The 19,254-nt window shown below is 63.5% G+C and carries 15 protein-coding genes; 1 reads left to right on the top strand and 14 read right to left on the bottom strand.

From position 1 onward, the window contains the following. Nucleotides 1–52: 52 nt before the first annotated feature. From ACE3UG_RS07210 to secA, 4 genes are all read right to left on the bottom strand, one after another. Nucleotides 53–487 (bottom strand): NUDIX domain-containing protein, encoded by a 435-nt coding sequence (locus ACE3UG_RS07210; protein ID WP_374621644.1) that lies wholly within the window; start codon nucleotides 485–487, stop codon nucleotides 53–55. 81 nt (nucleotides 488–568) lie between these two features. Then, nucleotides 569–1,450, bottom strand: a complete 882-nt coding sequence (locus ACE3UG_RS07205; RefSeq protein WP_374621642.1) for an ATP-binding protein — start codon at nucleotides 1,448–1,450, stop codon at nucleotides 569–571. A gap of 218 nt (nucleotides 1,451–1,668) precedes the next feature. Next, entirely contained in the window at nucleotides 1,669–2,898 is a 1,230-nt protein-coding gene (gene argJ, locus ACE3UG_RS07200; protein ID WP_374621639.1) for a bifunctional glutamate N-acetyltransferase/amino-acid acetyltransferase ArgJ, read from the bottom strand. Between the two features lie 163 nt (nucleotides 2,899–3,061). Next, on the bottom strand, nucleotides 3,062–5,851 hold the full coding sequence (gene secA / locus ACE3UG_RS07195; RefSeq protein WP_374621636.1) for a preprotein translocase subunit SecA: 2,790 nt from the start codon (nucleotides 5,849–5,851) through the stop codon (nucleotides 3,062–3,064). A gap of 309 nt (nucleotides 5,852–6,160) precedes the next feature. Here secA and ACE3UG_RS07190 point away from each other — a divergent pair, with 309 nt between their 5' ends. Continuing rightward, nucleotides 6,161–6,628 carry a DciA family protein gene (locus ACE3UG_RS07190; protein ID WP_374621633.1) on the top strand — a complete coding sequence of 156 codons (468 nt, stop codon included), beginning with the start codon at nucleotides 6,161–6,163 and terminating at the stop codon, nucleotides 6,626–6,628. A gap of 139 nt (nucleotides 6,629–6,767) precedes the next feature. On the opposite strand, the gene lpxC is transcribed toward ACE3UG_RS07190, so the two are convergent. The 10 genes from lpxC to mraY form a co-directional block, all read right to left on the bottom strand. Then, the gene (gene lpxC, locus ACE3UG_RS07185) at nucleotides 6,768–7,682 is read right to left on the bottom strand and encodes a UDP-3-O-acyl-N-acetylglucosamine deacetylase (RefSeq protein WP_374621630.1); all 915 of its coding nucleotides are present in this window, start codon (nucleotides 7,680–7,682) and stop codon (nucleotides 6,768–6,770) included. A gap of 543 nt (nucleotides 7,683–8,225) precedes the next feature. Beyond that, nucleotides 8,226–9,416, bottom strand: a complete 1,191-nt coding sequence (ftsZ, locus tag ACE3UG_RS07180) for a cell division protein FtsZ (RefSeq protein WP_374621627.1) — start codon at nucleotides 9,414–9,416, stop codon at nucleotides 8,226–8,228. Nucleotides 9,417–9,522: 106 nt separating this feature from the next. Beyond that, nucleotides 9,523–10,755, bottom strand: a complete 1,233-nt coding sequence (gene ftsA / locus ACE3UG_RS07175) for a cell division protein FtsA (protein ID WP_150612150.1) — start codon at nucleotides 10,753–10,755, stop codon at nucleotides 9,523–9,525. Between the two features lie 22 nt (nucleotides 10,756–10,777). Further along, nucleotides 10,778–11,614: a cell division protein FtsQ/DivIB gene (locus tag ACE3UG_RS07170; protein WP_374621624.1), complete on the bottom strand. Its 837-nt coding sequence runs from the start codon at nucleotides 11,612–11,614 to the stop codon at nucleotides 10,778–10,780. 47 nt (nucleotides 11,615–11,661) lie between these two features. Next, a complete protein-coding gene (locus ACE3UG_RS07165) occupies nucleotides 11,662–12,645 on the bottom strand; it encodes a D-alanine--D-alanine ligase (protein ID WP_374621622.1) in 984 nt (327 codons plus the stop codon). Between the two features lies 1 nt (nucleotide 12,646). Next, the gene (murC, locus tag ACE3UG_RS07160) at nucleotides 12,647–14,056 is read right to left on the bottom strand and encodes a UDP-N-acetylmuramate--L-alanine ligase (RefSeq protein ID WP_374621619.1); all 1,410 of its coding nucleotides are present in this window, start codon (nucleotides 14,054–14,056) and stop codon (nucleotides 12,647–12,649) included. Nucleotide 14,057: 1 nt separating this feature from the next. Continuing rightward, nucleotides 14,058–15,161, bottom strand: coding sequence for an undecaprenyldiphospho-muramoylpentapeptide beta-N-acetylglucosaminyltransferase (gene murG / locus ACE3UG_RS07155; RefSeq protein WP_374621616.1), 1,104 nt, complete (start codon nucleotides 15,159–15,161; stop codon nucleotides 14,058–14,060). Further along, a complete protein-coding gene (gene ftsW, locus ACE3UG_RS07150) occupies nucleotides 15,158–16,426 on the bottom strand; it encodes a putative lipid II flippase FtsW (RefSeq protein WP_374621613.1) in 1,269 nt (422 codons plus the stop codon). The genes murG and ftsW overlap by 4 nt, the downstream gene beginning before the upstream one ends. Then, nucleotides 16,423–17,949 carry a UDP-N-acetylmuramoyl-L-alanine--D-glutamate ligase gene (gene murD / locus ACE3UG_RS07145; protein ID WP_374622057.1) on the bottom strand — a complete coding sequence of 509 codons (1,527 nt, stop codon included), beginning with the start codon at nucleotides 17,947–17,949 and terminating at the stop codon, nucleotides 16,423–16,425. The genes ftsW and murD overlap by 4 nt, the downstream gene beginning before the upstream one ends. Before the next feature lie 132 nt (nucleotides 17,950–18,081). Further along, the gene (mraY, locus tag ACE3UG_RS07140; protein ID WP_374621610.1) at nucleotides 18,082–19,251 is read right to left on the bottom strand and encodes a phospho-N-acetylmuramoyl-pentapeptide-transferase; all 1,170 of its coding nucleotides are present in this window, start codon (nucleotides 19,249–19,251) and stop codon (nucleotides 18,082–18,084) included. Nucleotides 19,252–19,254: the final 3 nt, after the last annotated feature.

Here is a 19,254-nt window from a genome sequence, read left to right as displayed (position 1 = left end):
GGAGGAATAGCGCATCGCAGGCTTGCCGACAACCCGGCGACGCCGCTCACCGCTATGACTTCGCGGCGATCTCCTCGGCGAGCCACGTCAGCGGCGGCAGCGCGGCCGGCAGCAGCGGCTCGACGCTCACCGGCGGACGCTCCCACGCCAACGCCTGCCCTTCCTTGCCATGCGGCTCGCCCTTCCATGCCGTCACTTTGCAGAAATGCAGGCGCACGTAGGCATGGGGATAATCGTGTTCCAAAACACGCCACGGGGCGCATCGCTCGACCGTCACACCCAGTTCCTCGTGCAACTCGCGCGCGAGCGCTGCGGCAACCGACTCGCCCGCTTCGAGCTTGCCCCCTGGAAATTCCCAATAACCGGCGTACGGCTTCCCGGCGGGACGCTGACCGAGGAGCACCGTGCCATCGGGGCGCACCATCACGCCAACGGCCACTTCCGTGATGAGACGCCCATCGGGCGCATAGCGTTTCGATTCTGTCATATCACTGCGCGATAACTGCGGATTTTATGATCGGACGAGCAAGGCGCGAGCGATGCATCCAAACGCCCGCTCGCCGAATCGTTACGATGCGTGCGAGGCGCTACGCTGCTTGCCCGCCCAGTCGCGCGCAAACTGGAACGCCACGCGGCCCGAACGCGAACCGCGCTCCAGCGCCCAAATCAGGGCCTCGTGACGCGCATCGTCAGTTTGATCGGCCGGCACACCGAAATGTTGCAACCAGTGACCGACGATCGTCAGGTAGTCGTCCTGCTTGAACGGATAGAAGCTCACCCACAGCCCGAAACGCTCGGACAGCGAGATCTTTTCCTCGATCACTTCGCCAGGATGAATCTCACCGTCCTCGGTATGGCGATAACTCTCGTTATCCTTCATGTATTCGGGCAGCAGGTGACGGCGATTCGACGTCGCATAGATCAGCACGTTGTCGGACTGTGCAGCGACCGAGCCGTCGAGCGCCACCTTCAGGGCCTTGTAGCCCGACTCGCCGTCTTCGAACGAGAGGTCGTCGCAGAACACGACAAAGCGCTCGGGACGCTGCGAAATCAGATCGACGATATCGCCCAGATCGACAAGGTCATCCTTGTCGACTTCGATCAGGCGCAGGCCTTCCGGGGCGTACTGATTCAGGCAGGCCTTGATGAGCGACGACTTGCCCGTGCCGCGCGCGCCGGTGAGCAGCACGTTGTTGGCGGGCTCGCCACGCACGAATTGGCGGGTATTCTGCTCGATCAACCCTTTTTGGCGCTCGATGTTCTGCAAATCGCCCAGCGTAATGCCGGACACGTGTGCCACGGGCTGCAGAAACCCGCGCCCCTGTTTCTTGCGCCAGCGAAACGCCACGGCGGCATTCCAGTCGATCTCGGGAGCGCCGGGGGGCAGCAGCACCTCCAACCGGGCCAGCACGCCTTCCGCGCGCGTAAGAAACTGCTCGAGCTTGTCCATGCTTGGAAATCCCTGCGCCGCTCAGGGGCGCGTGTGCCGACGCTTCGTCGTGTTGTCGTTTCCTGTCGCTGTGCGTTGCGGTGCTTTTGCCACTCGCCAACGATGTGCCGGCATTGCCGGCCACTTCCACCGACGCATGGCCGATGCCGGTCGGGCGTCGGCCTTCTGCGCCAACGGCCCGGTCTCCGGTGAGAGACGCGCAGCCGTCGCGTCAGGGCTCAGGAGCGGTAATCCGCGTTGATGCTTACGTAGTCGTGCGAGAGGTCGCACGTCCACAACGTTGTGGCGGCGTCGCCGCGGCCGAGCACCACACGGACCGTGATCTCGCTTTGCTTCATCACGCGCTGCCCGTCTTCCTCACGGTATTCGGCATTGCGGCCGCCCGCGCGGGCGACCAGCACGTCGTCCAGATAGAGGTCGATCTTGCTGACGTCGAGGTCGTTCACGCCCGCATAGCCGATTGCGGCCAAAATGCGGCCCAGATTCGGATCGGACGCGAAGAACGCAGTTTTCACCAGCGGCGAATGCCCGATGGCGTAGGCAATCTGACGGCACTCGGCCACGTCGCGACCGCCTTCGACCGTCACGGTGATGAATTTGGTCGCCCCTTCACCGTCTCGCACGATGAGCTGCGCCAGCTCCTGCGAGATCGACAGCAAGGCGTCACGGAATGCGGCGAAGGCCGGCGTGTCGGTGCTGGCAATTTCCGGCAGATCGGTTTGGCCGGTGGCCGCTACGATGAACGAGTCGTTGGTGGACGTATCGCCATCGATGGTGATGGCGTTGAACGAGCGGTCCGCGACGTACTTCACGAGCGCGTCGAGCACCGGTTGCGCCACGCGTGCGTTGGTGCCAACGAAGCCGAGCATGGTCGCCATGTTCGGCTTGATCATGCCCGCCCCCTTGCTGATCCCCGTCAAAACGAGGGTCTTGCCATCGATCACGATCTCGCGCGACGCCGCCTTGGGCAGCGTGTCGGTCGTCATGATCGATTGGGCGGCCTCGTACCAGTGCGCGGGCGCCAGATTGGCGATGGCCTGCGGCAGGCCGGCGACCAGACGGTCGACCGGCAGCGGCTCGAGAATCACGCCCGTCGAGAACGGCAGAATCTGGTTCGAATCGACTGACAACAGCTTGGCCAGCGCATCGCACGTGGCGCGTGTGGCCACCATGCCCGGCTCGCCAGTGCCTGCGTTGGCGTTACCCGTGTTGACGACAAGCGCGCGAATGCCCGCGTGCGCGGCCAAATGCGCCTTGCATACCGTCACCGGTGCGGCGCAAAAGCGGTTCGTCGTGAAAACGCCGGAAACCGTGCTACCGGCGGCCAGTCGCATGACCAGCACGTCCTTGCGGTTCGGTTTGCGGATATTGGCTTCGGCCCAGCCCAGTTCGACGCCCGGAACGGCGCGAAGTTGAGAGGCTTCGATCGAGGGGAAATTGACGGCCATGTGGGTTCGCCCGCGAGAGTTAAGCGTTACAGCGCCCGCCCTGACGATGTCGGCACGACACGCCGCCGGGGCGGCGGTTGATCGGTGCGGCCGGTCGAAAAACCGGCGCTGCAAACGACGCGGCGCCGTTCATGAGTCGGCGCCGCGTCGATCGGTTCACATCTTAAGACAGTTTGCCGTGGCAGTGCTTGAATTTCTTGCCGCTGCCGCACGGGCACGGATCGTTGCGGCCCACCTTCGGCAACAAGTCGTTGCCTGCCGCCGCTGCGCCCGCCGCGTGGGCGAGTGCCGCGATCACCGGACGACCGGCGTCTTCATCGACTTCGCCGCCGACCGTCTCGAGTTCGTCGTGCTTGAACTCGATATTGATGAGCCCGCCTGCGTTTTCATCGAGCGACTCCGTCGCCTGCTCAAGCTCTTCCTGCGACTGGATGCGCACGTTCATGATGACGCGTGTGACTTCCAGCTTGATGGTCTCGAGCAATTGCGCGAACAGCTCGAACGCTTCGCGCTTGTACTCCTGCTTCGGATTCTTCTGCGCATAACCGCGCAAATGGATCCCCTGGCGCAGGTGGTCGAGCGCCGCCAGATGCTCGCGCCAGTTCGAATCCACGCTCTGAAGCATGACCGAGCGCTCGAAACCGGAGAACGACTCGCGCCCCACCTGTTCGACCTTGGCGTTGTAGGACGCTTCGGCCGCTTCCATGACTTCCTTGAGGATATCGTCGTCGTCGACTTCGTCCGAGCCCTCGATACGCGACTGCAGTGGCAGATCGAGCTGCCACTCTTCGCGCAGCACGGTCTCCAGCGTCTTCAGGTCCCACTGCTCTTCGACCGTGCCGACCGGCACATGGGTCCGCACCAGATCCTGGAACACGCTCTGACGCATGCCCGCAATCGTTTCGGAGACGTCTTGCGCCTCGAGCAGTTCATTGCGCTGCTGATAGATCACCTTGCGCTGGTCGTTGGAAACGTCGTCGTACTCCAGCAGTTGCTTGCGCACGTCGAAGTTGCGCGCTTCGACCTTGCGCTGCGCCGACTCGATCGAGCGTGTGACGATACCCGCCTCGATGGCCTCGCCTTCCGGCATCTTCAGGCGATCCATGATCGCGCGCACGCGGTCACCCGCGAAAATGCGCAGCAGCGGATCTTCCAGCGACAGATAGAAACGCGACGAGCCGGGATCGCCCTGACGCCCCGAACGACCGCGCAACTGGTTGTCGATACGACGCGATTCGTGACGCTCGGTGCCGATGATGTGCAGACCGCCAGCCGCCTTCACCTGCTCGTGCAGGCCCTCCCACTCGTCCTGCAACTGCTTGATGCGGGCTTCCTTGTCGGCGTCCGACAGACTTGCATCCAATTCGATGAAGGACGACTGCTTCTCGACGTTACCGCCCAGCACGATGTCGGTACCGCGACCGGCCATGTTCGTGGCGATGGTAATGACACCCGGGCGGCCCGCCTGTGCAACGATCTCGGCTTCGCGAGCGTGCTGCTTGGCATTGAGCACCTGATGCGGCAACTTTTCGCGCGTGAGGAGTTGCGAGAGATATTCCGACGTCTCGATCGACGTCGTGCCCACGAGCACCGGCTGCCCCCGCTCCACACAATCGCGGATGTCCTTGATGACGGCGTCGTACTTTTCCTTGGACGTCTTGTAGATCTGATCCTGACGATCGATCCGCTTGGGGTTGCGGTTGGTCGGGATCACGACCGTCTCGAGACGGTAGATTTCGTTGAATTCGAACGCTTCCGTGTCTGCCGTGCCGGTCATGCCCGACAGCTTGCCGTACATGCGGAAGTAGTTCTGGAACGTGATCGAGGCGAGCGTCTGGTTCTCGTGCTGGATCGAGACGCGCTCCTTCGCTTCCACCGCCTGATGCAGACCTTCGGACCAGCGACGGCCGGCCATCAGACGGCCGGTGAACTCATCGACGATGACGATCTCGTCGTTCTGCACCACGTAGTGCTGATCCTTGTGGAACAGCGTGTGCGCGCGCAATGCGGCGTACACGTGATGCATGAGCGTGATGTTCTGCGGCGCGTAGAGACTGTCGCCCTCGGCGATCATGCCCCACTCGGCCAGCAGTTGCTCAGCCTTCTCGTGACCGCGCTCGGTCAGGAACACCTGACGCGCCTTCTCATCGAGCGTGTAGTCGCCCGGCACTTCCACGCCTGTACCGTCCGATTTCTCTTCACCGATCTGGCGCTCGAGCATCGCCGGCAAGCGATCCATCTTCACATACAGCTCGGTGTGATCTTCGGCCTGACCGGAAATGATGAGCGGCGTGCGTGCCTCATCGATCAGAATCGAGTCCACTTCGTCGACGATGGCGTAGTTCAGTGTCCGCTGGACTCGCTGCTCGGTCTCGTAGACCATGTTGTCGCGCAAGTAGTCGAAACCGAACTCGTTGTTCGTGCCGTACGTAATGTCGGCCGCGTAAGCGGTCTGCTTCTGATCGTGCGCCATCTGCGACAGGTTGATACCCACCGACAGACCCAGGAAGTTATAGAGACGCGCCATCCACTCGGCGTCGCGCTGCGCCAGGTAATCGTTGACGGTCACGACGTGCACGCCCTTGCCCGAGAGCGCATTCAGATAGGCGGGCAACGTTGCGACGAGCGTCTTGCCTTCGCCCGTGCGCATTTCGGCGATCTTGCCGTAGTGCAGCACCATGCCGCCGATCAGCTGAACGTCGAAGTGGCGCATCTTGAGCACGCGCTTGCCAGCTTCACGGCACACGGCAAACGCTTCGACGAGCAGCGAATCCACGCTCGCCCCCTGGGCGATACGTTGCTTGAATTCCTCAGTCTTGCCGCGCAGTTGCTCGTCGCTCAGTTGGGCGATCTGCGGCTCGAGGGCGTTAATCGCCGTGACGGTTTTCTGGTACTGCTTGATGAGCCGCTGGTTGCGGCTGCCAAATACTTTTTTAAGAAGACCGGGAATCATCGGATCACTGGTTAGGGCGGCAAATGTCGTTCGCAATCGTGCAGACGGTCAGCGCGCGGAAGCTCACCCGCCGGACTCGTAGCCCATGGGTGTGCCAACCGCGCGATGCGCGTGCGCGTTGCGGGTCACCGGCGTTAGGCACTGGGGCCTCGCGCCGGTTCGATACCTATACTGCGAAAAATGGATTCTAGCATGCTGTCGCAGCACATCCCGGCGGTCCCTGACGCCGGTAGTTCGGTGTTTTCGGAGGTCCGGGCGCAGGCGACGCCCGATGGCGGGGTAAAATAGGGGCAATCTCTGTCTCATCATATGAAACGACCCAAAGCATCTCGCGTTGCCCGCCCGCTGACCGACCTTCTGTGCGCATCCGACGGCGCCGGTTCGCTGCTGGTCGCCGCCGAACAGCTCGGTCGACTGGAACGGGACGTTCACGCGCTGCTGCCTGCCGCGCTCACCGCCAGTGTGCGGCTTGCGCCGCCGCGCGACGGGGCGCTGGTGTTCCTCGTCGCCAACAACGCGCTTGCGGCGCGCCTGCGCCAGCAGACGCCGTCGCTGATCGAGGGTCTCGCTACGCGCGGCTGGCTGATCCGCACGATCCGCATCCGTGTGAGTATCGCGGCGCCCGAGCCGCAAAAGCCCCCCAAAGAGGCCAGACTGTCTCGCCAGGGCCTCGTCAGTCTGCGCGACCTGCGCGACGCGCTTGAACCGTCTCCACTTCGTGATGCGCTCGCCCGTCTCGTCGCCCGGCACTCTTACGGCGGTCCGCGCAAACCCTGACCCCGGTCGGGGCCGCCACAACGCTTCGCCAAATCGAGATACCCATATCTGTCGCCCGTCAAATAAAAAACGCCGGGAATTCCGGCGTTTTCGTTTGGTTACATCCACGCCGCGAGATGCGACGCTGTGCGCAGGCAGCTTACGCGAACTGCGTCTGCGGTTCGAACTGGAAGCCGCGCGGCGCGTCCTCGGCATGCTCGAACGTAACGATCTCGTAGGCGTCTTGGGCGAGAAGCTCGCGCAATAGCTGGTTGTTCAGACCGTGCCCCGACTTGTACGCCGTGTAAGACGCCAGCAGCGGGTGGCCAATCACGTAGAGATCGCCGATCGCGTCAAGCATCTTGTGTTTGACGAACTCGTCGTCGTAACGCAGACCGTCGTTGTTCAGAATACGGTACTCGTCGAGCACGATGGCGTTGTCCATGCTGCCACCGCGCGCCAAGCCCAACTCGCGCAGCATCTCGACTTCATGCGCAAAGCCGAACGTGCGGGCGCGCGCGATTTCCTTGGCGTAAGACGTTTCCGCAAAATCGACCTCGAGCGCCTGGCCCGTGCGATCCACCGCCGGGTGACGGAAATCGATCGTGAACTTGAGCTTGAAGCCCTCGTACGGATCGAGACGGGCAAACTTGTCGCCTTCGCGAATCTCGACCGGCTTCGTCACACGAATGAATTTCTTGGCCGCAGCCTGCTCTTCGATGCCCGCCGACTGAATCAGGAAAACGAACGTCGCAGCACTGCCGTCCATGATCGGAATTTCTTCGGCCGTCACATCGACATACAGGTTGTCGATGCCCAGCCCCGCACACGCCGACATCAAGTGTTCCACGGTGGACACCCGCGCACCATCCTTCTGCAACACCGACGCAAGACGCGTGTCGCCAATCGCCATTGCCGAGGCCGGAATCTCCACCGGAGGATTCAGGTCAGTGCGGCAAAAGACGATGCCCGTATTGGGCGGCGCCGGGCGCAGCGACAACTCGACCTTGCGACCGGAGTGCAAGCCGATGCCGACTGTCTTGGCGATGGATTTGAGAGTGCGCTGCTTGAGCATGCTATTTATTTAAACTATCGTGCGCTAAGGATCATAGAGTCAATTATATCAGATTGGCCCCTTCATCGCTGTGCCACAAACACAACGCTTCGTTACTAAACATTTTGAATTCTGCCCCCATCGGTACGTCTACGCCCATACGGAGAACAGAAATGGGCCATTTCGCTTGTCGATATCGGACTCAAGGCCGGGCGCGATGCCTTTTTCGGGGCACCCCGGCCGCTGCGACGGAGGCATGCCGCAGCGGCCGGGGGTACAGACTCGCGAGACCGGGTCCGGGACATCGAACGTTTACCCGTAACGTTCGTCGTCTGCGATGCGTTGACACCTCTTGCGACTCTGGCTGTCGCAGCCACAAGGCATCTTCCGACATCGCAACCTTGCTCTCTCGTCATTCGGACTCGTCTTGCGGCGCGCCTTCCCCACGCCAAAAGGCATGGTCATTGGAGCGACGCCGAATCCTCACGACGACCTGCGTAGGTCTCGCGATTCCCAACAAGGTGCGGCGGCGCCAGGCACTGGCACCTGGCCCGCGCGCAACCGTCAGTCGGCTTGCTTGCGCAGGAAGGCCGGAATGTCGTAAGTATCGACGCCCTTTTCCTGCAACGCGGCAACGTGCGAGGCTGCATTCTCGCGCGTGCTGCGCCACACCGCCGGCGTATCGAGCGCGCCGTAGTCCGTACCGCCCGCCTGACCGACGCTCGGCACATGGCCGCTGGCGATCGGCATGTTGTCGGTACCGGTCTTGAGCAACGTCATCGGTGCGGCGGCCTTCTTGGCGACCGCACGGCCCAGGCCGGTCGCCACCACGGTCACACGCAGGGCATCGCCCATCTTGTCGTCGTAGACGGTACCGAAGATCACGGTGGCGTCTTCGGCCGCGTAGCTCTTGATGGTGTTCATCACTTCACGCGTTTCCGACAGACGCAGCGAACGCGACGCCGTGATGTTGACCAGCACGCCACGCGCGCCCGACAGGTCCACGCCTTCAAGCAGCGGACTTGCCACCGCCTGCTCGGCGGCCAGACGCGCACGATCGACACCGGCAACGGTGGCCGTACCCATCATGGCCTTGCCTTGCTCGCCCATCACCGTCTTCACGTCTTCAAAGTCGACGTTCACCAGACCGTCGACGTTGATGATTTCGGCAATGCCGGCCACGGCGTTGTGCAGTACGTCATCGGCGCACTGGAAGCACTTGTCCATCTCGGCATCGTCGCCCATGACTTCGAACAACTTGTCGTTGAGCACGACGATCAGCGAGTCGACGTTGTCTTCCAGTTCCTGTGCGCCGGTCTCGGCCACGCGCATGCGCTTTCCGCCTTCGAACTCGAACGGCTTCGAGACCACGCCCACGGTCAAAATGCCCATTTCCTTGGCGATCTGCGCCACGACCGGTGCCGCCCCCGTGCCCGTGCCGCCGCCCATGCCGGCGGTGATGAACACCATGTGTGCGCCACGCAGCGCGTCGGCCACGCGCTCGCGGGCTTCGTCAGCCGCAGCACGGCCCATCTCCGGCTTGGCGCCCGCACCCAGACCGGTCTTGCCGAGCTGAATGCTCACGCTGGCCTGCGAGCGGCCCAGTGCCTGAGCGTCGGTGTTCATGGCGATGAATTCCACGCCTTGCACACCACGGTTGATCATGTGCTGGACGGCATTGCCGCCAGCGCCACCAACACCCACCACCTTGATGATGGTGCCGTTGGTTTCCGTTTCCAACATTTCGAAGTTCATAGCGCCTCCAGTGAAATAAAAGCAGATCCGGTACTGCTGGCCACGTGCTGCTCGGGTAAGCCGCGCGTGTTTTCAGTCCCGAATCCACGCCCCTCAAAAAACACCGTTAAAAATTGCTGAAGAACCAATCGCGCATGCGCGTCCAGACCTGATTCGCTTGCCCCGACTGCACCGCGACCTTGCGGCCGCGCATGCGCTGGGAACGTCCTTCGAGCAGCAGGCCCATCGCCGTTGCGTAGCGCGGGCTTCGCACCACGTCGGCAAGACCGCCCGCGTACTCGGGCACACCAATGCGTACCGGCTTGAGGAAGATGTCCTCGCCCAGCTCGACCATGCCCGGCATCATTGCCGCACCGCCGGTGAGCACAATGCCCGAGGACAACAGTTCTTCGTAACCCGACTCGCGCACCACCTGCTGCACCAGCGAGAACAATTCCTCGACACGCGGCTCGATCACCGCCGCCAGCGCCTGACGCGACAGCGTGCGCGGACCGCGCTCGCCCAGCCCCGGCACTTCGATCATCTCGTCGGGGTCGGCCAACGACTGCTTGGCGATGCCGTGCTGAATCTTGATGTCTTCCGCGTCTGGCGTCGGCGTGCGCACGGCCATCGCGATATCGCTCGTGATCTGATCGCCCGCAATCGGAATCACCGCCGTGTGACGAATCGCGCCTTCGCTGAAGATCGCGATATCGGTCGTGCCACCGCCGATGTCGATCAGCACCACGCCCAGTTCCTTCTCGTCTTCGGTGAGCACCGAAATGCTCGACGCCAACGGCTGCAGAATCAGATCGTTCACTTCGAGGCCGCAACGGCGCACGCACTTCACAATGTTCTGCGCCGCAGACACCGCGCCGGTCACGATATGCACCTTGACTTCCAGGCGGATGCCGCTCATGCCGATCGGCTCGCGCACGTCCTCCTGACCGTCGATGATGAATTCCTGCGTGAGGATATGCAGCACCTGCTGGTCGGTCGGGATGTTGATCGCCTTGGCCGTCTCGATCACGCGCGCCACATCGGTCTGCGTGACCTCCTTGTCCTTGATCGCCACCATGCCGCTCGAGTTGAAACTGCGGATGTGACTGCCGGCAATGCCCGTGAACACGTTGGTAATCTTGCAGTCGGCCATCAGCTCCGCTTCTTCGAGCGCACGCTGAATGGACTGCACCGTGGCCTCGATGTTCACGACAACGCCCTTCTTCAGGCCGCGCGATTCGCTTTGGCCGAGGCCAATCACTTCATAGCGGCCTTCAGGGCGGAGTTCGGCCACCACCGCCACGACTTTCGACGTGCCGATATCGAGGGCGACCAACAGATCCTTGTAATCTTTGCTCATAGCGTGTGTAAGTCCTGAAGTCTCACTGGCTTCGCTTCTGCCGCACGGCAGGTCGCACAACGGCCGGCTTTTGCGAATCCCGCTTTTGCACCGGTGTCGCGGCAAGTTTCTTGGCCTGATCCTCGCTCAAGAAACGCATGCCCGCCGCACGCACTGCAAAACCGTTCGGGTACCGCAGATCGGCATACTCGATCTGATTTCCCCAGCGCGCCGCTACCTGCGGATACGCCTGTACGAAACGCCGACTGCGCGTGGCGAGGGTCTCGGGCGAACGCTCCCGCCCCAGCGCCAGTTGCAGTCCCCCCGCGAGCCGAACGCTCCATGCATAACGCGTCGACAGCGTGACCGCTTCGGGTTTCAGTTTCAGCGGTGCGAACCACCGCACGAAGTCGTAGTACCGCGCGGTCACATCCTTTTCGCTGCCCGGCGGACCCGCAAACTCGGGCAGCTTGCCGTTGTCCTCGGCTTCCGCCAGGTTCGCCGCGAACAGCTCGCCGTCCACACTCACCAGACGGCCGTCGTTCCATGTGGCCAGCGGCTTGTATTCCTCGAGCGTCACCGCGAGTCGGTTCGGCCAGACGCGCCGCACGCTCGCATGACGCACCCAGGGCACGGCCTCGAACGCGGCTCGTGTCGCGTCCAGATCGATCGTGAAGAAGTTGCCCTTGAGCCGCGAAACGGCGTTCGCGCGCAAGGTCGGACCGTTGATGTGGGACACGTCCCCATCGATCTGGACCGCCTTGAGCGTAAAGATCGGCCGCTGAATCAGCCAATGCCCGCCCGCTGCGAGCGCCGCCAGCACGACAAGTGCGACGAGCGCACTCGCGATGGCGTTGAGCAGGCGTACGTTGTGCCACATGGCGATTTGCGTTCCGTATCGAGGCGTTCTTCAACGCGTTCAAGGTTTTACTCGGGTTTCCACTGCGCGTTCGGATGCAGATCGAGCGTCGCAGTTGCCAAAATTTCGACCACCAGGTCTTCGTACGACAGGCCCGCCGCTCGCGCCGAGATCGGCACCAGCGAGTGGCCGGTCATGCCCGGCGACGTGTTGATCTCAAGCAGGAACGGTTTGTTGTCACGCTTGCGCAGCATCACATCGGCGCGCGCCCAGCCACGGCAGCCGAGCACGAGGTAGGCGCGCAACACGAGGCGCTGCACTTCTTCCTGCAACGACACCGACAGCGGCGGCGGACATTCGTAACGCGTGTCGTCCTTGAAATACTTGTTCTGGTAGTCGTAGTTCGCGTCCGGCGCCACGATGCGGATCACTGGCAGCGCACGCGCGGCGGCCGCGCCCTTGGTGCCCACGCCGAGCACCGGCACGGTCAACTCGTCGCCATCGATGAACTCTTCGGCGAGAACGTCCGGATCGAGTACGGCGGCCTTCTCATAGGCGGCCTTCAGTTGCGACGCCTCGGTGACTTTCGTCAGACCGATGGTCGAGCCTTCACGCGAGGGCTTCACGATGAGCGGCAGGCCGAGGTCGCGGGCAACGGCATCGAAGTCGCTCTCGGCGTCGAGCATCGCAAAGCGCGGCGTCGGCAGCCCTTCGTTGATCCATACCCGCTTGGTCATTTCCTTGTCCATCGCCAGCGCGGAGGCCAACACGCCGCTGCCGGTATAGGGAATGCCCAGGTGTTCGAGCGCGCCTTGCAACGTGCCGTCTTCGCCGTACCGGCCATGCAGCGCGATGAACACGCGTTCGAACTTCTGCGCAGCGAGCGCCGCCAGGTCGTGCATGCCGGTATCGAAAGCATGCGCATCCACACCGCGCGAGCGCAGCGCTTCGAGCACACCGTTGCCCGAAATCAGCGAGATCTGACGCTCGGCCGAACGCCCGCCCATCAGGACGCCTACCTTGCCGAAACGTTTCGGATCGAAAGCACTCACGTCAGACTCCTTGCTCAACTTGCAGCTTGCCGGGCACCGCGCCGATGGAGCCGGCACCCATGGTGATAACGACGTCGCCCGCACGGGCGACCTGCAGAATGGCGTCGGGCAGTTGCGCAACGTCTTCCACGAAGACCGGTTCTACCTTTCCTGCCACGCGCAACGCGCGCGCCAGTGCGCGACCGTCGGCCGCCACGATGGGCGCCTCACCGGCCGAATAGACTTCGCCGAGCACAACCGCGTCGGCCTCGGAGAGCACCTTCACGAAGTCTTCGAAGCAGTCGCGCGTGCGCGTGTAACGGTGCTGCTGGAAGGCCAGGACAATACGGCGTCCCGGGAAAGCGCCGCGTGCGGCGGCGAGCGTCGCAGCCATCTCGACCGGGTGATGACCGTAGTCGTCGATCAGGGTGAACGTGCCGCCGCCGCTGGCCTTCGGCAGCGCGATATCGCCGTAGCGCTGGAAACGTCGGCCCACGCCGTGGAATTCGGCCAGCGCCTGCTGGATCGCGGCGTCGGGCACTTCGAGTTCGGTCGCAATCGCAATCGCCGCAAGGGCATTGCGCACGTTGTGCTCGCCGGGCAGATTCAGCGTAATGTCGAGCGGCGCGGCACCGTCGCCGAACCGGCGCAGCACGGTGAAGCGCATCTGTCCGGCGTGCGCGCGCACGTCGATGGCGCGCACCTGCGCGTCCTCCGACAGGCCGTATCGCACGATCGGCTTCGAGACGAACGGCAGAATTTCGCGCACGTTCGGGTCGTCCACACACAGCACGGCGATCCCATAGAACGGCAGACGCTGCGTGAAGGCGACGAACGATTGCTTCAAGCGAGCGAAGTCGTGTCCGTACGTGTCCATGTGATCGGCATCGATGTTGGTGACGACTTCGATGACCGGATTGAGATTCAGGAACGAGGCGTCCGATTCGTCGGCCTCGACCACGATGAAGTCGCCCGTGCCCAGCTTGGCGTTCGCCCCGGCGCTGTTCAGACGGCCGCCGATCACGAACGTCGGATCGAGCCCGCCCTGCGCGAGCACGCTCGCCACGAGACTCGTCGTGGTTGTCTTGCCGTGCGTGCCGGCAATGGCGATGCCTTGCTTCAGGCGCATGAGTTCCGCGAGCATCAGCGCGCGCGGCACGATGGGAATCTGGCGGGCACGGCCCGCGAGCACTTCCGGGTTATCGGCCGTGATGGCGGTGGACACGACGATGGCGTCCGCGCCCTCGATATGCTCGGCCGCGTGCGCGTGTGCGATGCGCGCGCCAAGGCCGGCGAGGCGTCGCGTCACGGCGTTGTCGCCGAGATCGGAGCCGCTCACCTGGTACCCCAGATTGAGCAACACCTCGGCAATCCCGCTCATGCCCGAGCCGCCAATGCCGACGAAGTGAATGTGTTTGACGATGTGTTTCATTTCAATCCTTGACCAGGGCCGCGCACACGCGCGCCACTTGTTCGGTGGCGTCCGGCTTGGCGAGCGCTCTGGCTTTCTCTCCCATCGCGAGCAGCGATTCGCGCGTCTGACGGCGCAACCACTCGGCCAGGGTCTCGACCGACAGCTCGCGCTGGTCGATCAGCGTTGCCGCGCCCTTGTCGGCGAGAAAACGCGCATTCGTTGTCTGATGGTCGTCGACCGCGTGCGGGAACGGCACGAAGAGCGCCGCCACGCCGGCCGCCGCCACTTCGGCCACCGTCATCGCGCCTGCCCGGCAGATCACCAGATCCGCCGCCGCGTACGCCGCGACCATGTCGTCAATGAACGGCACCGCGTCGACCGTCACCCCCGCTGCGGCATAGTTCGCCTGCAGCGCCTGAATATGTTTGACGCCTGCCTGATGCGTGACCTGCGGACGACCTTCACGCGGCAGCTTCGCGAGCGCCTTCGGCACGATCTCGTTGAGCACCGTCGCGCCGAGGCTGCCGCCCACCACGAGAATGCGCAGCGCGCCGGTGCGTGCGTTGTAACGCTCGGCCGGTGGCGCCATCTCGTCAAAGTCCGCACGAATGGGATTGCCGACCCATTCGCCGCCGGCGATGGTGTCCGGGAATGCGAGCAGCACCTTGTCTGCCACACGCGCGAGCACCTTGTTCGCCATCCCTGCCACCGAGTTCTGCTCATGCAGCACGAGCGGGCGCCCCAGCAGCGACGCCATCATCCCCGCAGGGAAAGTGATGTAGCCGCCCATGCCGAGCACCACGTTCGGCTTGACACGACGCATGGCCCCGAGGCTCTGCCAGAGGGCGCGCAGCAGCGTGAGCGGCAGCAGCAGCTTCGTCATCGCCCCTTTGCCGCGCAGGCCGCCGAACTTCACGAACTCCATCGGAATGTCGTACTTCGGCACGAGCGTCGCTTCCATGCCGTTCGCATTCCCGAGCCAGACCACGCGCCACCCCTGCACACGCAGGAAGTTCGCGACCGCGAGCCCCGGGAAGACGTGACCGCCCGTGCCGCCGGCCATGACCAGCAGCGTGCGCGTCTTCGTTTCCGGTGCCGGCATCGCGGTAGCGCGCTCGGTCATACTTTTCCTCCCCGCATCAGCACGCGGTTCTCGTAGTCCACCCGCAGCAGAATCGCCACGGCCACACAGTTGAGCAAGATGCCCGAGCCGCCGTAGCTGACCAGCGGCAGCGTGAGCCCCTTGGTCGGCAGCAGGCCCAGATTCACGCCCATGTTGATGAACGTCTGCGCAGCGAGCCATACGCCCACGCCCTTCGCGAGCAAACCGGCGAACGTGCGCTCCAGCGCCAGTGCCTGACGGCCGATCTCGAACGCGCGGCGCACCAGCCAGTAAAAGAGCAGGATGACGATGAACACACCGACGAAGCCGAATTCCTCACCAATCACCGCGAGGATAAAGTCGGTATGGGCTTCCGGCAGGTAGTGCAGCTTTTCGATGCTGCCGCCCAGCCCCACGCCGGTCCATTCCCCGCGTCCGAACGCGATGAGCGAGTGCGTGAGCTGATAGGCCTTGCCCAGCGCGTAGTCTTCTCGCCAGGGATCGAGGTACGCGAAAATCCGCTCGCGACGCCACGGCGACAGCCAGATCAGCATGGCAAACGTGCCTACGGCTGTGAGCGCCAATCCGCCGAAGAGACGGCCGTTCACGCCGCCGAGGAACAGCACGCCCATCGCGATGGCCGCCACCACCATGAACGCGCCCATGTCCGGCTCGAGCAGCAGCAGCATGCCGACGAACACGACGGCGATACCCATCGGCAGAAAGCCCTTGCGGAAGCTCTGCATGAACTCCTGCTTGCGTACGGTGTAGTTCGCGGCGTAGAGCGTAACCGCGAGCTTCATGATTTCCGACGGCTGGAGGTTGAGCATCCCGAAGGGAATCCAGCGCTTCGAGCCGTTCACCCCCTTACCCACGTGGGGAATCAGCACGATCACGAGCAACATCAGGGCCAGCAGGAAGACCTTCGGCGCGAGCTTGTCGAGCGTCTTGACCGGGATGCGCAGCGTGATGAACGCCGCGACCAGTCCAATCGTGAGCGAGATGATGTGACGGGCGAGGAAGTGATACGTCGAGTAACCGCTGTACTTGGGCGAGTCCGGCAGCGCAATCGACGCCGAATACACCATCACCAGGCCCAACGACAGCAGCGAAAGCACCACCCACACGAGCGCGTGGTCGTATTCGAGCATGCGCGAGCGGGTCGGCTTGATGCTGCCGAGCGTGCGGTTCGCGGCCTGGGTCGCGGCGCCCGGCGCGGGGGCCGTACCGGCACCGGCGAAGCCGGCCTGACGCTTCTTGCTGAAGAACGACTTGATACGGTTCATAGCATCACTCCAGCGTCGGCGGCCAAATCCACCACGGTGTCGCGAAATACCTGCGCGCGATGCTCGTAGTTACGGAACATATCGAAGCTCGCGCAGGCCGGAGAGAGCAGCACCGCGTCACCCGGTTGCGCCCGCTTCGCGGCTTCGCGCGTGGCGTCCTCGAGCGTCGGGGCATCGATCAGATCGACCCCCGTGTCGGCGAGCGCTTCGCGCAGCCGCGGCGCGTCGCGGCCGATCAGCAACACGGCGCGCGCATGATGTGCGACGGGATTCGCGAGCGGCGAGAAGTCCTGCCCCTTGCCCTCGCCTCCGACGATCAGAAGCAGCCGCTTCTGCAGGCCGTTGATGGCGGCGACCGTCGCGCCGACGTTGGTGCCTTTGCTGTCGTCGTAATACTCGACTTCGTTGACGGTCCCCACAAGTTGCACGCGATGCGGCTCGCCCGGGTATTCGCGCAGGCCGTGCAGCAGTTTGGCCATCGGCAGATCGATCGCGCGGGCAAGCGCGAGCGCCGCCAGTGCATTTGCGGCGTTGTGCTGACCACGGATACGCAGGGCATCGGCCGGCATGAGACGCTTGCCGACGACTTCGACCGCCGCATCCACCGCACCCGCCTTGCGGCGCTTCGGCGTCGGCGGTGCTTCGTCGCGCGTGAAGCCCTCGACCAGCCACACCATGCCCCCCTCCGTCTCCAGTCCGAAGTCGCCCACGGCATCGGGCTTGTCCGTACCGAAGGTCACGACGCTGGCTTCGGCGGTGGCGAATGCCATCACGCGAGCATCGTCGCGGTTGAGCACGCGAACGGTCTGCGCACCGAAGATGCGGGCCTTGGCATTGGCATAAGCGTCCATGTCGCCGTGCCAGTCCAGATGGTCCTGCGTGATATTGAGAATGGCGGCCGCATCGGGCGCGAGGGAATGCGTCGTTTCCAGCTGGAAGCTGGAGAGTTCGAGCACCCAGACATCAGGCAGCGTGGCATCGGCAATGCACTCGCTCAGCCGGTCGAGCGCCGACGGGCTGATATTGCCCGCCACGGCCGTGCGTTTTCCGGCGCGCCGGCACAGCAGCCCCGTCAGACTCGTCGTCGTGGTCTTGCCGTTCGTGCCGGTAATGGCCAGCACCTTGGGCGCATAGCCGCTCGTCGCCTGCATGTGACGCAGCGCCTGCGCGAAGAATTCGATTTCGCCCCACACGGGAATGCCACGTTCGCCGGCCTCGGCGAGCAGCGCCGCCACGTCGGCGGCAAGTGGCGAGAGACCGGGGCTGATGCCGATCAGCTCGATATCGTCGAGCAGTGCGTCGATTTGCTCGGCAAACGCGCCGCCGATGAACTCGGCCTGCGCGGCGTCGGCGCGCAACGCGAGAACGTTCGGCGGGGTTTCCGACGAGGCAAAGCGCGTATCGGCCGCACGCACGCGGCAGCCGTAACGCGCGCACCAACGCGCCATCGCCAGGCCGGACTCTCCCAGACCCAGGATCAGGACACGCGGTTGCCAGGATTCACCCAACTTCTCGCCAAACACGTCGCTCGTTCCTCTTGATCGATTCAAACAACCTGCACATGCACCGCTTCAACGACACCGACATCTCGCTATCGGCACGGGCGCTCGCCTCTTGAGTCCCGCGTCGCAACCATGTCGCTTTCCTTGGTCTTGTCAGCGCAGCTTCAGCGTCGACAGGCCGATCAGTACCAACATCAGCGTGATGATCCAGAAGCGAACCACCACCTGCGTTTCCTTCCATCCCGACAATTCGAAGTGGTGATGCAGGGGCGCCATCTTGAAGATGCGCCGCCCTTCTCCGAAGCGTCGCTTGGTGTACTTGAACCACGTCACCTGCAACATCACCGACAGGGTCTCCGCGACGAACACGCCACCCATCACGAATAGCACGACTTCTTGCCGCACGATCACGGCCACCGTGCCGAGCGCGCCGCCGAGCGCCAACGCGCCTACGTCGCCCATGAACACCTGTGCCGGGTGCGTGTTGAACCATAGGAACGCAAGCCCCGCCCCCGACATCGCCGAACAGAACACGAGCAACTCGCCCGCACCCGGAATGTGTGGGAACAGCAGGTACTTCGAGTAGACGACGTTGCCCATCACGTAGGCGAACACGCCGAGCGCCGCACCGACCAGCACGACCGGCATGATGACCAGACCGTCGAGACCGTCCGTGAGGTTAACGGCGTTGGACGAGCCGACGATGACAAAGTACGTGAGCCCAATGAAGCCGAACACGCCCAGCGGGTAGCTCATCGACTTGAAGAACGGCACGATGAAGTCGGCCTTCGGCGGCAGATTGAGCGGGAAGCCGTTGCGCACCCAACTGATGAACAGCTCGAAGACCTTCAAATTGCTCGTCTCGGACACCGAGAACGCCAGATAGATCGCCGCAAACAACCCGATGACCGATTGCCAGAAGTACTTCTCGCGCGACGACATGCCGCGCGGGTCCTTGAAGACAACCTTCCGGTAATCGTCGATCCACCCGATGATGCCGAAGCCCAGCGTGACGGTCAGCACGATCCAGATGAACCGATTGCTCAGATCCGCCCAGAGCAGCGTGGCGACGGTGATGCCGATGAGAATCAGCACGCCGCCCATCGTGGGCGTGCCCGATTTCACGAGGTGTGTCTGCGGGCCGTCGGTACGCACAGCCTGGCCTACCTTCATTTCGGCGAGCTTGCGGATGACCATCGGCCCGAACGCGAGCCCGATCACCAGCGCCGTGAGGCTTGCCATCACGGCCCGAAACGTCAGGTAGTTGAACACGCGCAAATAGCTCGCATCCGCTTGCAGCCATTGCGCTAACGTCAGCAACATTCC

Source organism: Pandoraea sp. (genome assembly GCF_041919235.1).
Taxonomy (GTDB): Bacteria; Pseudomonadota; Gammaproteobacteria; order Burkholderiales; family Burkholderiaceae; genus Pandoraea.
The sequence above is the reverse complement of the archived record's forward strand: the minus strand, read 5'-3'. Positions and strand labels throughout refer to the sequence as shown.

What these genes read in the sequence shown, in the direction of transcription:
- argJ (WP_374621639.1), bottom strand. Translation starts at nt 2,898, where the DNA reads ATGGCCGTCAATTTCCCCTCGATCGAAGCCTCTCAACTTCGCGCCGTT.
- ftsA (WP_150612150.1), bottom strand. Translation starts at nt 10,755, where the DNA reads ATGAGCAAAGATTACAAGGATCTGTTGGTCGCCCTCGATATCGGCACG.
- murC (WP_374621619.1), bottom strand. Translation starts at nt 14,056, where the DNA reads ATGAAACACATCGTCAAACACATTCACTTCGTCGGCATTGGCGGCTCG.
- ACE3UG_RS07210 (WP_374621644.1), bottom strand. Translation starts at nt 487, where the DNA reads ATGACAGAATCGAAACGCTATGCGCCCGATGGGCGTCTCATCACGGAA.
- secA (WP_374621636.1), bottom strand. Translation starts at nt 5,851, where the DNA reads ATGATTCCCGGTCTTCTTAAAAAAGTATTTGGCAGCCGCAACCAGCGG.
- ACE3UG_RS07170 (WP_374621624.1), bottom strand. Translation starts at nt 11,614, where the DNA reads ATGTGGCACAACGTACGCCTGCTCAACGCCATCGCGAGTGCGCTCGTC.
- mraY (WP_374621610.1), bottom strand. Translation starts at nt 19,251, where the DNA reads ATGTTGCTGACGTTAGCGCAATGGCTGCAAGCGGATGCGAGCTATTTG.
- lpxC (WP_374621630.1), bottom strand. Translation starts at nt 7,682, where the DNA reads ATGCTCAAGCAGCGCACTCTCAAATCCATCGCCAAGACAGTCGGCATC.
- murG (WP_374621616.1), bottom strand. Translation starts at nt 15,161, where the DNA reads ATGACCGAGCGCGCTACCGCGATGCCGGCACCGGAAACGAAGACGCGC.
- ftsW (WP_374621613.1), bottom strand. Translation starts at nt 16,426, where the DNA reads ATGAACCGTATCAAGTCGTTCTTCAGCAAGAAGCGTCAGGCCGGCTTC.
- ACE3UG_RS07205 (WP_374621642.1), bottom strand. Translation starts at nt 1,450, where the DNA reads ATGGACAAGCTCGAGCAGTTTCTTACGCGCGCGGAAGGCGTGCTGGCC.
- ftsZ (WP_374621627.1), bottom strand. Translation starts at nt 9,416, where the DNA reads ATGAACTTCGAAATGTTGGAAACGGAAACCAACGGCACCATCATCAAG.
- ACE3UG_RS07190 (WP_374621633.1), top strand. Translation starts at nt 6,161, where the DNA reads ATGAAACGACCCAAAGCATCTCGCGTTGCCCGCCCGCTGACCGACCTT.